The organism is Nesterenkonia populi (assembly GCF_007994735.1).
Classification (GTDB): domain Bacteria; phylum Actinomycetota; class Actinomycetes; order Actinomycetales; family Micrococcaceae; genus Nesterenkonia; species Nesterenkonia populi.
In genome coordinates, this window is sequence record NZ_VOIL01000001.1 from 1,378,683 (window position 1) to 1,392,556 (window position 13,874).

The following is a 13,874-nucleotide window of genomic DNA, read 5'->3' on the forward strand; positions in this document are numbered from 1 at the left end:
TGCGCGCTTAGTGTGGGGGTATGAGCCAGAACCCTGACGAGCAGCGCCAGAACGACGCCGCGGAGAAGGACTTCGAGTCCGGACTGGACTACGGGGCCTTCACCACGGACGAGCCGGACTTCCCCGAGGACCGGATCGGTGCCGAGGAGGCTGAGCCCTCCGCCGCGCCTGCCGCCGGGGCCCCGGCTCCCCAGGACACCGATGAGGACGCCCCCGGAGCGTCCTCGCCCCAGCAGGCGGCACCAGCCGCGCCGGATCAGCCCCAGCGCACCCGCTCCCTGAGCGAGGAGCTGGCCGCTGCGAAGGCCTCCACCAGCGAGGACCGGGCCGACGCCGCAGCCTCCGCCTCCGCGGAGGCCCCCGCCAGCGCGGCTGAGGTTCCGACCAAGCAGGACACTGCCGCTGAGAACGCGAGCAAGGACGTCGGCTACCCCGAGGACCAGGAGGACGCCGAGCCCACCGCTGTCGTTCCCCCGGCGACCCGCGAGGAGCCCACGAGGGAATCCACGAGGACGGACGCGCCCTCTGAGGATGCGGCCAAGCAGGCGGCCGGCCGCAGGCATGCCGAGGAGGAGGTCCGCCGGGTCCCCGGCTCCGGCGCAGCACCGGCCGGCGCTGCCCGGACCCCCGCGGATGAGGAGATCACCGACGCGGACATCGACGAGGAGGTCCGCAAGTCCAGGCGCGGTATCTCCCGGTTCCTGACCGTGCTGATCGCGATCTTCACCCCGGTGCTGATCATCGCCGCCGCTGTGCGATTCGTCGCCTCCCCCTTGTTCCTGTGGGCCACGTACAACCGTCCTGGCTTCCCCGCGGACGGCAGCTCATGGGGTCTGAGCACCGCCGACCGTGAGCTGTACGGCTCCTACGGGATGGACTACCTGTTCAACATCGCCAGCACCGAGTACCTCAGCAATGTGCTGTATGACGGCCAGCAGCTGTTCACCGCGGACGAGGTCGCTCACATGTATGACGTGAAGCTGGTCGTCTGGTGGATCATGACCGCCGGTGTGGTGCTGGCTGCTCTGACCCTGCTGTTCCTGCTGATGCTGCGCGCTTGGCGGCCGGGCGGATTCGCTCGCGGCCTGTTCGCCGGCGCCTGGGTGACCTTGGCGCTGATCGTCGCCGCTGGTGTGCTGGCCGTACTGGACTGGCAGACCTTCTTCGCCGAGTTCCACCGGATCGCGTTCTTCTGGACCGACAACCCGTGGGCCTTCGACGGCGCCGAGTCAGGCCTGCTGGCGCTCTACCCGAACCAGTTCTGGATCGATGCTGCGATCTGGGGCCTCGGCTTTGTGGTGCTGCTGTGCCTGATCATCATCCTGGCGACCTGGCCCACCAGGGCGCGCCGGGAGCGTCGCGCTGAGCGGCTCGCGGTGGTGCAGGAGAGGCGCCGCGAGAAGCTGATCGCTGAGATCAACAAGTCCAACTACGCGTGATCCGGGCGTAGCAGCCTGATCCGCTGAGAGGCCGGGATGCTCCTGAGGGGGCGTCCCGGCCTCTCTGTGTCCTAGGGCTGGATGCCGCGGGGGTGGTTCCGGAACATGGCGTCCGCCGGTCGGAGCTGGTGGTGACCGGTGCGGACGGTGTGGAGGGCGAGGAGCCCGGTGACGGCGAGATTGTTCCGCAGCTCCCCGGAGAGCGCCAGCTGCACCGCCTCGCTCAGCGGCACCCAGGCGGGAACGATGCCGGCCTCCTCAGCTTCACGGGCGTGCCGGTCCGCTTCGGGCACCTCGGTGAGGCCTTCGGCGAGGTAGATGCGCGTGGATTCGTCGCTCATGCCGGGGGTGATGTGCAGGTCCACCAGGGTGTGCCAGTGTGCTGCGAAGATGTCGGCTTCTTCGGCGAGCTCCCGTGCGGCGGCGTCCTGCATGGATTCGGCGTCGAGGTCGAGGAGCCCGGCGGGCAGCTCCCAGAGCTGCTGCCCGACCGGGTGCCGGTACTGCCGGATGAGCAGAACCTCGTCGTTGTTGTTGAGAGCGAGCACGGCGACGGCGCTGAAGTGCTTCACGTATCCGCGGGTCAGCTCCTCGCCGCCGAGCTCGAACCGATCCTCCACCAGCTCAAAGATGGGGGTGGAGGCCAAGCTCCTTCGTTCGACGGCCGGGTGCTCAGCAGCAGAATCCTTAATCTCCATAGGCCCAGCCTAGAGGTATTGTCGAATGGGAAGAGCCTAGGAAAGTTGTCGCTTCCCGCCGATATTGTTAACTTTATGATCAAATCGGTTAGAGGGGGTAGTGGCGATGGTTGAGGGGCCCGACGAGCGGGAACGTCGAGAGCTAGACCGGCGAATTAAGTTTCACGATCGGTTGCGTTCACGTGCTCGAGCGTTGGCTACGTTGGCCGGAGGCGCGTCAGTCACGCTCGCCACGGGGTTCATTCTGGCACCTACAACAGTAGGAGACTTGGCAAGGGTCGTTGGTTTCATTGCCATATTGGGATTCTTGCTAACCAGCGCCTTTTCTTCATTTGCGTCTATCACTTCCGGGGCAAAAGAGTCAAATACTCGTTTCGAAAAATGGAACTTTTGGCGAGTTTCTGTTTCTAAAGAAGTCGATCCACCTACGTACCGCGAACGGCTAACCGACGCTGTTAAGACCCGTATCCAGCAGCTGACGGATTGGGGCCTCCGTGCCCTTGTGCTCGGGATGGCCTCTCTAGCGGTGTCTTTGGGGCTAGCGGTCTTTAGTGGGTGGTCGGAGCAGGTAGATGTGACAGTCGTTCGTAACGAGGGGCAGGGCATTCCGAGTTGTCCAAACTTAGGAGCCACCTTCACGGCGAGTATTGATACGAGTGAGCTAGAGGGAGAAGGTTTTCATCTGCGGATGAGCGTAGGAGAAAATGCCTGTGAAGAAGGGGTTGCAGTTGAGGAGATCTATATAGAGCGCTCCGCTATCGAACTAATACGAGTCGAGTCTCGGTAACGCGATGGTCTTGCGGGTGGACTTGCTCTCGTTGGGGACGCTGGACCAGGGGAGATGGGAAGATGAAGCGCAGTTTGCGCTGGGTCATATAGCTTCGGAGTTCCCTAACAGCCTGGTTTTCGTGCGTACGCATCACGAGCCTGTGGATGTGGCGATTCTCGTGTACGACAGTGGAGAGCATGATCCCCTCAGTAGTGAAGGTTGGATCGATAGTTACTTGGCGAGCAAATCTGGCCAAGTTCAGAGGCTGTTTCTATTTGCATGCGAGCAACTACCAGGCGCTGTTGAAGTCTCCGGGGTGGACGTCCAGAGGGAGTTGCAACGGCAAGTGCGGTCACGCGTCGCGGCCCCGATAGGCAGAGTGCTTATTAACTCGGCTGACTTGTATCAGGAAGTGCGAGTGCAACTGGAACGGCTGTTATCTCGTTTTGAAATGATCGAAACGGAGGGACGTGGTGGAGTGCGAGATCGTACGCGATGGGTGGGATCAGGCGCTGTAATGTACTTTGACGAGGGAGAGCTGTGACGAGGCATTCACGTAGTGGCATTGAATGGGTAGTGGCTTGTCTCGCACCCTGGGCGGTATCTCCGCACCCGAACTTTCGGGCCCAGAATGTGACCGCCGCGTCGTATCTTGCGCTTGTCACTGAGATGCGCCCTTATAGCAATAAGTTCTTTGAGGGGGAGGGCGAGCCCGCCCTCGAACCATGGGAAAATGGCCTGCTGGAGAGCGCTGAGGGTTCTCTCTTTGGGAATCGCATCTACGAGTCGGTCAACATCCTTGAGCAGCTGACCCATGAAGCTGCCGCAAGCTTTGGTGCGCGAGGGGCTGCGGGCCTATACCTAGCTCGAGCCAGTGCGGAGATCGGTCGCCCCGATAAGGGGATCCAGGTTCTGGAGGGATTGATCGACGGCGCAGTTCAGGAGAGTGAGCTCACGGCCAGTGAACAGCTCGTGCGTGCGGCACTTCAACAGCAAATAGCTATGCAACTAGCGGACCTGGGTAAGTATGAGGAGGCGTACGACGCATGCAATGAATCGCTGGACATGCTACCGCCAGAAAAGAGCGGCTTTGAGAGTTTTCCAGTCTCTGAAGGGATGCGGTGGGGAGCGCGCCGAATTCAGCGTGAAATTGTGCGGACGTTGCGTCGGGTTTCGCTTTCAACGCGAGCTTCAGTGAACGCGGGACGTGACAAGGACCTCGTGCGTCTCGTCCGGGGACAAGCGACGTGGATCGAGCACCGGCAACTCCTGCTAAACGAAAAACAGCTCGAAGCATCTCTAAGGGATGCTTTCGAAAGTGAAGTTGAACCGCTGTCTGGTACACGCTATATGGGACGTGCCACACCCTCGAACTATGGCTACGAAGCACTGTTGCTGGCTGAACTGCGAGGTCACTGGTCTACAGCACGTGCAGTGCGCGCTGATCTCGGCCGAGTTCTTTTCCTGCAGGAACGCGCTTCCTCAGAGAGGGTCGCAGAAGCACTTAGACTCCTCATGGAGGGGGACGCTGTTAAACCTCTCCGTTCGGCGGTTCGCTGGTTGCGAGATCAAGGCCCTTCAGAAGTTTTAGTGGAGCAAGCACAATCGATCGTTACGCGAGCAAAGTGGCGTGGGCAGTTAACTGAGTCACAATTGGTGGTGATCGCGGAGGCAGCGGAATTCCTCCATGGCCAGGATCGTCGACCAACGCTGGAACTCGCTTTGGGTGTCCTTAGCTCACATCAGCCAGAACGTGTAAGTTTCCGTTACCAAGAGCGCCTCTTGGCAGCCATCCAGAAGCTGGCGAATGGAACCGGACTTGATCTAGAGATTCTGGAGCGCATTGTTACTTTCGTAGAACGAACTTCGCTTATGCCTCCCCTCGTCCGAGCGGTGGCGCGGGTGGTTGAGACTTGTAATCTCAACGACCTTCCTCGCTTCCTTGAATCCCGGATTATTCAGTGGACTGAGGAACACCGGGAGGATGAAGATCGCGAGAGATTAGTGGAATCCTTTGGTGTATTGGTCAGCGGCGAGCCTGAAATAAGCACTCCGCGCACTGCCTTTGGTAAGGCTGTGATGATGGCTAATGGCCAGATCACTGGTGAGGATTATGAGCGCCTTCTCCCCGAAGTCGTCGAATACTTGCATCAGGAACTTCAAAGCGAGTTAAAGCCACGTAGCGGTGTAGCCATCGGTGGAAGTAATCCGTTACATGTAGCAGTAGCTCTTGCCTTGTCGGACTCCTCCTCAAGCCTTTGGCTTCCCATTGCTAAGGTTCTGGCAAACCAGAACGTGCATGCAACCCGGAAGGTGGACGCACTTGAGCGGTTGGCAGCTGATATCCAATTAGTGCCGCAAGAGCCGCTAGTGGTTCTTCGAGAGAACTTTGACGCGATTCTTAACTCGGATAGGCGAGACATGGGATGGTCGCTTTCTGACACTTCGGTCTTCGCTCCGGCGATACGCTTTGGGGCAGTTGCGGAAGCGCTGTCATACGAAAAGGGACTCGAGGTCGTGATGTCCTTGGCGGCAGGAAGAACCGCTGACCGGGTGGAAGCTTGTAAAACTGTGCCGTTCTTGCTTTCGGAAGAGAGGGACTCTACCTGGGGACACAGTCTCTTACTGCAGGCGTCCAGAGACCAAAATCCGAGGGTCTCGGCAGAAGCGGCGTACTCCCTAGTTTACTCACTGCAGTTTGAGAGTCCGTTGACCTCAGTGGTTGTGACAAGGGCGGAAGATCTGCTTAATGCAGACGGGGTGACTATCCCTCTACGCGCAATCCACGCTGTGCAACGGCTGGCGCAGGAGAACCGCCGGAATAAGAGCACGCTCAGGTCGACACTCGTGGAGCTGTGTGAGACAGCCAATAGCGACACAGTGCGCAGAGCTTCTAAGTTGGCCCTGGAACAGCTCGATGCGGTGACCTTGTAGGTCAGCGGCCCGTCAAGCTCACAGCGTCCGTTGAGTCGAACCGCGAGAGAATCATTTGAGTTCGCGGCGCCAGGTGGCGTGGCGGAGGCGGCTGTCCCGGGTGACGCCTGAATGGGCGACCTCGGCCTTCAGCTTCGGGGTGGCCCAGACCGCGTCCGAGGCGTCCTCCGCGGGAACGTCGTCCACCGGCGGGCTCTTGCGGCTGAGCCGGTCCAGCTTCTTCCGCAGAGCCTTCAGCTGGCTGTCGGAGAACCCGGTGCCGACCCGTCCGGCATAGGTGAGCTCCCCGCCGTCGTTCTCCGCTGCGAGAAGCAGGGAGCTGAACGTCTTCGCGCGGCCGCCGTTGCCCCTGCGGTAGCCGACGACAACAACGTCAGCATGCTGGGCCTGCTTCAGCTTCACCCACCCCTCCGAGCGTCGGCCCGGGTGGTAGGCGTCACTCGTGCGCTTGGCCATCACCCCCTCAAGCTGCAGCTTCTGCGAGACCTCCATCGCATGCTCCAGCTCCTGGCCCAGATCATCCGGCCGTTGGATGCGCTTGGTCGGGCTGAGCACCTCGGCCAGCAGCTCGCGACGCCGGGCGTACGGCTCGCCGGTGAGGTCGCCGTGCTCAGCGGTATGCAGCAGGTCGAACGCCATGAAGTGCACGGGGATCCGCTTCGCGGCGCGTTCGATCTCCCGGGGCTTGGTGAGTCTGCCACGCTGCTGCAGCCGCCCGAAGTCCGGGCGGTGCTGACTGTTCAGCGCCACCACCTCACCGTCCAGCACCGTCCCTGCCGGCACCGCCTCCGCGAGCTCCGTCAGCTCCGGGAACGTGTCGGTCAGGTCCCGGCCGCTGCGGCTGCGCAGATGAACCGTCCCGGAATCGTCCGCCGCCGCGATCGCCCGGTAGCCGTCCCACTTGGCCTCGAACGCCCAACCATCCCCCCGGATATCAGAAGGCTTGCCGAGCGTGGCGAGCATGGGGGAGGGGAGCGGGTGCGGGAGGGCGGCGGCCGTGCCGGGTGCCTTGGCCGTGCCGGGTGCCGTCCCGGCGTCGTCGGGCCTGCTCTGCGCCTTCGGCTGGTTCTTGGTGAGACGAATGAGCCACTGATCCTTCTCCGTGCCCTTCCCCGTCTTCACCAGCGCGTACCGGCGCGGAATCCCGTCAAGCCCGCCGCCGGGCCGGCCGTGGAGCACGACGACGACCTTCTCCGGCTCCCACTTCTCGATCTGTGCGGTGCCGTGATCCCAGATGGTGACCTCTCCCGCGCCGTACTCGCCCTTGGGGATGGTCCCTTCGAACTCGGCGTACTCGACCGGGTGATCCTCGGTGCGCACGGCCAGCCTCTGGGCGCCCTGCTTCAGCGGCGGGGCCTTGGGGACCGCCCAGGAGACCAGCACGCCGTTGTGCTCCACCCTGGTGTCGAAGTGCAGACGGCGAGCGTGATGCTCCTGGATCACAAAGAGCGGATCCCCGGCGCGCAGGGAGGGGCTCGTCTCAGGGACAGGCTCCAGGGTTCTGCCAGCGTCGCGCTTCGCCCGGTACGTGCTCAGCGCGTCCTCAGCCGGGCCGTCGGGGGAGCCGCCGAATCCCGCCAACGGGTCAGTCCCCTCCGCCAGCCGCTCCATCACCTGCCGGAAGTCCAGATGCTCCAGCGAGTCCGCATCCTCCAGCTCGTCCCAGGTCCGCGGGACGGCCACCCAGGGGCGGTTCCGTCCGCGCAGTGAGTAGGGCGCCACCGTGGTCTTGTTCGCGCTGTTCTGCGACCAGTCGATGAGCACCTTGCCCCTTCGCCTGTCCTTGGACATGTCAGAGACGATGTCGTCCGGGTGGTCCTTCTCCAGGGCTTTGGCCAGCTCCTTGGCCACCTCGGAGACCTGTTCGGAGGTGTAGCTGCCGTCCAGCGCGGCGTAGAGGTGAATTCCCTTCGACCCTGAGGTGACAGGGACGGAGGGCAGCCCCATCGAGTCGAGCAGCTCTCGGCACCACCGGGCAGCCTGCGCGCAGTCGGCCAGAGCGGTCCCCGGGCCGGGGTCCAGGTCCAGCACCAGCCTGTCCGGGTTCACCGATCCGGGCGGCTGGGGCCGTCCCGCACCGGGATCGACCCTCCATTGGGGGACGTGCAGCTCCAACGCGGCGACCTGCCCGAACCACGCCAGGACGGCGGCGGAGTCCGCCAACGGGTAGGTGTTCACGTGATCGGAGTGCTGCACCTCTGCGACGGGGACCCAGCCCGGGGCGGAGTCCTCGAGGTTCTTCCGGAAGAAGTCCCCGGAGCCGGTGCCGTCCGGCCAGCGCTTCCGGGTCACGGGCCGTCCGGCCAGCAGGGGCAGCATCGCCGGGGCAGCCGCCTGGTAGTACTCCAGCACCTCGGCCTTGGTGGTCCCGGACTCCGGGTAGAGGACCTTGTCCAGGCTGGTGACCCGCAGACGGCGCCCGTCAACCCTGACGCTCTGCTGCCTCGACGCCATCGGGTGCCTCCCAGGTACCTTTCAGAGTTCAGGGACGAATCATCTAGCCCAGCGTGGGACTCTCACCTGAGCGTGTACTGAGAGTCAGCAAGGAATGAGGTCCAGATGACAGGCACCAGCTCCGCACTCGACGTCGAGCTCACCGGGGTTCCTGGCCCCCAGGCCGCAAAGGGCCAGCCCTTCGCCGGCGACCCGCGCAGCCTGTGGCGGCCAGCCCAGTTCGGGGAGACCCTGCACCTTGCCGGCGTGCCCGCCCGGAAACGGATCGGGTTCGACGGCGGCAAGTCGGCGGGACGCAGGACGCTCGCCGAGCGCGCCGACCTGCTCGCTGATCTGCAGGAGCTGATGTGGGCGCACGTGGCCGCCGCCCCGGAGGAGGAGCGCCGGGCGGTGGAGAAGGCGATCGCCGCCCGGGTGAAGCGCCGCAGCCCCAAAGAGGCCAAACGCCGCGAGAAGCTCTTCACCCCGGAGGTGGAGGAGGCCCTCGCCGCACTGGAGCGGGGCCCGCGTGTGCTGCTGGTGCTGCAGGGGATGGACTCATCCGGCAAGGGCGGCATGGTGAAGTCTGTGGTGAGTGCGATGGACCCGCTCGGCGTCGACGTTGCCGCCTTCGGCAGGCCGACCCCGGAGCAGAAGCGCCAGCACTATCTGCAGCGGATCATCGCTCAGCTGCCCGAGCCGGGGCACGTCGGCGTCTTCGACCGCTCGCACTATGAGGATGTGCTGGTCCCCACGATCACCGGCTCCGCGAGCCAGAAGGAGCTGGGCCGGCGCACGGAGGCGCTGCAGCTCTTCGAGCGTGAACTGGTCCGCCGCGGGTTCGTCATCGTCAAAGTGATGCTGCACATCTCCCCGGACGAGCAGCTTGAGCGGCTGGTCTCCCGCCTGGACCGGGAGCACAAGCATTGGAAGTATGACCCCTCCGACGCGGACGCCCGCGCCCAGTTCCCCGACTACCAGGAGGCATACGCCCGCCTGATCGAAGCCACTGATGCCGATCATGCTCCGTGGCACATCACGGGCGCAGACCGTAAGTGGTATTCGCGCCTGGCCGTCCAGGAGCTGCTCATCGCCGCCCTGGCTGACCTCAATCTGCGGTGGCCCGCCGCTGACTACGACGTTGAGCACGAGCGCAGCCGGCTCGTGGAGACCAGACGTGCGGCGTCGTGACGAGGCATCCCCTCAGTTCGCCAGAGCGATGTACCCGTTGAGAGTGGACGCGTAGAGGATCCACGCGAGATACGGGACCAGGAGCGCTGCCGCGATCCTGCTGATCGGCCAAAAGGCTCGGATCGTCAGCACAACCGCGATGATGAGGGCAACGATGACGGCGAAGGCGGCCCAGAGGGCTGAGCTGCCCCAGCTGGGGTACGCCGCGAAGAACAGCGGCGCCCAGGCACCGTTGATCGCCAGCTGGACGAAGTAGACAATGAGCGCGGCTCGGACCAGGTGCTGGTGCCTTCTGCGCCAAATGAGCCAGGCGGCCACGCCCATTGAGACGTACAGGACCGTCCAGACAGGGCCGAACAGCCAATCCGGGGGATTCCACGGAGGCTGGTCAGCCTGTTCGTACCAGCCGTCGGTGTGAGGATCCGTGGCCTGTCCCGCAAAGAAGCTGACGATGAGCGGGATGGCGAGCATCACCACCAGCCCGGCGGCCTGAACAGGCGTGGAATCACGAGCGTGTGGACCGTCGCCCTCGGCGGTCTGAGGCAATTGCGGCTCCTGAGAAGCTGGGGGACCTTGTCTGCTCACCATACGTCCCGGTCAGCGCCCTGGCGAGGGCGCAGTCGCTGCCAGCTGATGCCCACGCACCAGTCACCGAACGTCAAGGTGTCAATGGGACTGTTCGATGAGTTTCAGCTGATAACTGCGGAGGAGCCGTACTGATGCGTGCAATCTGGTCAGGAGAGGTCTCATTCGGACTGGTGTCGGTGCCCGTCAAGCTGTACTCGGCCACCAAGAGCCACGATGTCTCTCTTCACCAGGTGCATGATGCTGACGGCGGCCGCATCCGTTATCAGCGCCGCTGTGAGGTCTGCGACGAAGTCGTGGACTACAAGAACATCGACCGGGCCTACGATGACGGCGAGAAGTCAGCGGTCATCACCAAGGATGAGATGTCTGACCTGCCGGCGGATGAGTCCAAAGAGATCGCTGTCGAACAGTTCGTGCCTGAGGACCAGATCGACTCGATGGTGCTGGACAAGTCCTACTACCTGGAGCCGGCCGGAAAGTCCGCGAAGGCCTATGCGCTGCTGCGCCGCACCCTGAGCGATGCCGAGCGGGTGGCCGTGGTGACCTTCACGCTGCGTTCGAAGACGAGGCTGGGCGTGCTGCGGATCCGTGACGACGTCATCGTCCTGCAGGGGCTGCGCTGGGCCGATGAGCTGCGCGAGCCGGAGTTCGACATCCCCGACTCGCGGGTCTCCAAGAAGGAGAAGGAGATGGCGGAGTCGCTCGTGGAGTCCTACTCCGAGGACTTTGAGCCTGAGCGGTTCACCGACGAGTACCAGGAGCAGCTGCAGACGCTCATCGAGGAGAAGCTGGAGTCCGGTGAGGAGATCGACACTGAGGCCACCTTCGGCGAGACCGATGAGGACGACGACGAAGGCAGCGTCATCGACCTCATGGAGGCCCTGAAGAAGTCAGTCGACGAACGCCGCAGGACCCGCGACGACGGCAGGAAGCCTGCTAAGAAGCGGGCGTAGGGGAGGAAGCCCCGGCCCTGGAGCGGACTGGCTCGTTGAGCGGGAGCTGCGCTGTTCCGCGGCCGCTGCGCAGCAGGGTCTGGATTCGCCTCCGCATGGCTCCATAGACTGGGGGCGGAACACGATACGAGGCAAGAGCCCAGAGCAGAGTGGAGCAATGATGAACGCAGTCGTCGAACATGTGCTGGCAGCACCATCCCGCTACGTGCAGGGCAAGAATGTCCTCCAGAAGCTGGGCGCTCACCTGGAGGCTCTCGGCTCCGCACCGCTGCTGGTGGCAGACGATGTCGTCTGGGACATCGTGGAGGACACCCTCAGGGGCGGCTTCGAGGAGGCCGGCCTTCCCGTGACCCGCGTAGGCTTCGGCAGCTTTGCGACGGCAGAGGCCGTCGACGCCCTGGTGGAGAAGATCCGTGCCGGAGAGCACGACATCATCGCCGGAGTCGGCGGAGGCTCCACCATCGACGCTGTGAAAGCGGCAGGGCACCTCGCCGGAATCAGCTGGGCCAGTGTGCCCACGGCAGCCTCCTCGGACGCTCCCACTTCGGCCCTCTCCGTGATCTACACGGAGGAGGGCGAATTCGTCGAGTACCGCTTCTTCCCCAAGAACCCTGACCTGGTCCTCGTCGACACTGCTCTGGTCGCCGAGGCGCCGGAGCGTTTCCTCGTGGGCGGCATCGGAGACGCGTTGGCCACGTGGGTGGAGGCGCGTGCCGTGGCGAAGACCCGCACCAGCACGATGGTGGGCGATGCACCGACCCACACCGGAACAGCCCTGGCAGAACTGTCGTGGAAGCTCCTCTGGGAGAACGCGCTGGAAGCACTCGACTCCGTCCGCTCCAAGAGGGTCACGCCTGCGCTCGAAGCGGTGGTGGAGGCCAATACCCTGCTCTCCGGGCTCGGATTCGAATCCGGCGGGCTGGGTGCCGCCCACGCCATTCACAACGGGATGACTGCTGCTCCTCAGACGCACGGGCTGACCCACGGGGAGAAGGTCAACCTCGGCACCACTGCCCAGCTGGTCATGGAGGGCGCACCCTCTCAGGAGATCGAGGACTTCATCGTCTTCACCACCAAGGTGGGGCTGCCGAACTCGCTCGCCGAGATCGGCCTGACCGCCGAGGACACAGCTGAGATCGAAGCCATCGCGGAGGCCGCCACTGCCGAGGGCGAGACCATCCACAACATGCCCTTCAGCGTCACCGCCGACCTGGTGGCCGACGCGATGATCGCGGTGGAGACCATCTCTCGGCGGGTGCGGAAGGAGCATGGGCTGCCAGAGCCTGAGCTGTACAGAGCCCCGCACTGAGCGGAGCGCCTTCCCCGTCCTAAGGGCACACGGTTCCTCAGGGCACATGCCGCAGGCCGAGGCTCAGCTGCTGAGGAAGCCCTTCAGCACCCCGGTGAAGATCTGGGGCTGCTCGGCGTGGACCCAGTGGCCGGCGTTCTTGATGGTGAACAGGCGAGTGCGCGGGAACAGGCTGCGCATGATCTCGCTGTGCTCGTCGCTTTTCACGTAGTCGGACTTCGCGCCAGCAATCCACAGCACCGGGCCGTCGTATTCGGCGTTCACTTCCGGGAAGTCTGCGATCACCGGCAGAGAGCGGCGCAGCAGCTCCAGGTTCGGCTTCCACGCCAGGCCCTCGCTCGTGCTCGCCAGGCTCTGCAGCAGGAAACCGCGGACCATGTCCTCCGGGATCGGCTCCTTCAGCGCCTCATCCGCCTCCTTGCGGGAGCTGGTCTGTGCCAGATCCAAGCCCAGCAGCGCATCCAGCAGATGCTCGAACTCGCCCATCGCCGGACGCCGCACCGGAGAGATGTCCACCACAGCCAGCCGTGACACCAGGTCCGGGTGCCGCAGGGTCAGGACCATCGCGGTCTTGCCGCCCATGGAATGCCCCACCAGGCTCACCGGCCCCTCAGCAGCCGCGCCGGCACGAAGGTGCTCGGCAATGAGGTCCGCCTGCTCGACGTAGTCGAACTCCTCGGTCCAGTCGGAGCCGCCGTGGTTCGGCAGGTCCACCAGCACTGAGCGGAACTCAGGCTGCAGGCCCTTCGCGATGGTGGAGAAGTTCTTGCCCTGACCGAACAGGCCAGGCAGGAAGACCACCACGTCGCCGTCGTCGCCCACCGTCTGGGCGTTCAGGGAGAACGTCATGCTCTACAGGGTGATCTCGCCCTTGGGGGTCTGGAAGGTCACGCTCATGATCCCGGGGGTGCCGGAGGGCGCGACCCACTCCACCTCCACGTCATCGAACGGGTCCGCCTCCGGAGAGCCCAGCCAGTCCGCCACCCGGTCCGGAGACCCGGCGATGGACAGCCGGACCAGCCGAGCCTCGGGGGAGAGGTCGTCCTTCTCATAGGCTCGGGAGGGATGCAGGTGATCGGTGCCGTCATCCCAGCGCAGCAGGTAGGGGACCTGCGGGTCAGCGATCAGGCCCTTGATGCCGATCTGCTCCCAGGTCAGCTCCTGGCCGTCAGGGAACTTGCGGTTGCCAGGCACCGCCTTGCGGCCCAGCCGCTCCTCGAAGGGCTCCAGGTCCTCAACGGCCACGCACCAGCCCATCCAGCCGCCGCCCACCTGGGAGCGGTTGCGGACCGCCTGCCCGAAGGGCGCCTTGTCCGCGCTGGGGTGGTCCAGCACCTGCACTATCTCGAAGTACTGGCGGTTCTCCAGGGGGATGATCGCGTTGGTGGTGCCGAACCGGGGGTGGATGCCGCCCTTGACGCGCTCCACGCCCAAAGCATCCGTGATGGCCGCCAGCGTGGCGTCCATTCCGTCGGGGCCGACAGCGTAAGAGACATGATCCAGGCGCATATCCCCATCTTGGCACCGGGGGGTGGATACCCGAAATCGGGCAGGCGCGGC

General features: G+C 64.3%; 11 protein-coding genes. 6 read left to right on the plus strand and 5 right to left on the minus strand.

Annotated features, from left to right (window positions below):
- The first annotated feature begins 20 nt into the window (after nucleotides 1–20).
- Nucleotides 21–1,439: a DUF1461 domain-containing protein gene (locus FWJ47_RS06400; RefSeq protein ID WP_147105719.1), complete on the plus strand. Its 1,419-nt coding sequence runs from the start codon at nucleotides 21–23 to the stop codon at nucleotides 1,437–1,439.
- 71 nt (nucleotides 1,440–1,510) lie between these two features.
- Here the strand turns inward: FWJ47_RS06400 and FWJ47_RS06405 are convergent, their stop codons facing one another.
- Nucleotides 1,511–2,137 carry an NUDIX domain-containing protein gene (locus FWJ47_RS06405; protein WP_147105722.1) on the minus strand — a complete coding sequence of 209 codons (627 nt, stop codon included), beginning with the start codon at nucleotides 2,135–2,137 and terminating at the stop codon, nucleotides 1,511–1,513.
- Nucleotides 2,138–2,405: 268 nt separating this feature from the next.
- Here FWJ47_RS06405 and FWJ47_RS06410 point away from each other — a divergent pair, with 268 nt between their 5' ends.
- Both FWJ47_RS06410 and FWJ47_RS06415 read left to right on the plus strand, forming a co-directional pair.
- Nucleotides 2,406–2,924, plus strand: a complete 519-nt coding sequence (locus FWJ47_RS06410; protein ID WP_147105725.1) for a hypothetical protein — start codon at nucleotides 2,406–2,408, stop codon at nucleotides 2,922–2,924.
- A 651-nt stretch (nucleotides 2,925–3,575) separates the two neighbouring features.
- Nucleotides 3,576–5,840 (plus strand): hypothetical protein, encoded by a 2,265-nt coding sequence (locus FWJ47_RS06415; RefSeq protein ID WP_147105728.1) that lies wholly within the window; start codon nucleotides 3,576–3,578, stop codon nucleotides 5,838–5,840.
- A gap of 51 nt (nucleotides 5,841–5,891) precedes the next feature.
- Here FWJ47_RS06415 and FWJ47_RS06420 read toward each other — a convergent pair whose 3' ends face one another.
- The gene (locus tag FWJ47_RS06420; RefSeq protein ID WP_147105731.1) at nucleotides 5,892–8,294 is read right to left on the minus strand and encodes an ATP-dependent DNA ligase; all 2,403 of its coding nucleotides are present in this window, start codon (nucleotides 8,292–8,294) and stop codon (nucleotides 5,892–5,894) included.
- A gap of 105 nt (nucleotides 8,295–8,399) precedes the next feature.
- Between FWJ47_RS06420 and FWJ47_RS06425 the strand changes: the two genes are divergently transcribed.
- Nucleotides 8,400–9,464, plus strand: coding sequence for a PPK2 family polyphosphate kinase (locus FWJ47_RS06425; protein ID WP_147105733.1), 1,065 nt, complete (start codon nucleotides 8,400–8,402; stop codon nucleotides 9,462–9,464).
- 12 nt (nucleotides 9,465–9,476) lie between these two features.
- On the opposite strand, the gene FWJ47_RS06430 is transcribed toward FWJ47_RS06425, so the two are convergent.
- The gene (locus tag FWJ47_RS06430; protein ID WP_246126188.1) at nucleotides 9,477–10,010 is read right to left on the minus strand and encodes a TspO/MBR family protein; all 534 of its coding nucleotides are present in this window, start codon (nucleotides 10,008–10,010) and stop codon (nucleotides 9,477–9,479) included.
- 173 nt (nucleotides 10,011–10,183) lie between these two features.
- Between FWJ47_RS06430 and ku the strand changes: the two genes are divergently transcribed.
- Together ku and FWJ47_RS06440 are read left to right on the plus strand one after the other, a co-directional pair.
- Nucleotides 10,184–11,005 (plus strand): non-homologous end joining protein Ku, encoded by an 822-nt coding sequence (gene ku, locus FWJ47_RS06435; RefSeq protein WP_147105738.1) that lies wholly within the window; start codon nucleotides 10,184–10,186, stop codon nucleotides 11,003–11,005.
- 157 nt (nucleotides 11,006–11,162) lie between these two features.
- Nucleotides 11,163–12,314, plus strand: coding sequence for a glycerol dehydrogenase (locus FWJ47_RS06440; protein WP_425465996.1), 1,152 nt, complete (start codon nucleotides 11,163–11,165; stop codon nucleotides 12,312–12,314).
- Between the two features lie 63 nt (nucleotides 12,315–12,377).
- Here the strand turns inward: FWJ47_RS06440 and FWJ47_RS06445 are convergent, their stop codons facing one another.
- Nucleotides 12,378–13,163, minus strand: a complete 786-nt coding sequence (locus FWJ47_RS06445; protein ID WP_147105742.1) for an alpha/beta fold hydrolase — start codon at nucleotides 13,161–13,163, stop codon at nucleotides 12,378–12,380.
- 3 nt (nucleotides 13,164–13,166) lie between these two features.
- A complete protein-coding gene (locus FWJ47_RS06450; RefSeq protein WP_147105745.1) occupies nucleotides 13,167–13,823 on the minus strand; it encodes a VOC family protein in 657 nt (218 codons plus the stop codon).
- Nucleotides 13,824–13,874: the final 51 nt, after the last annotated feature.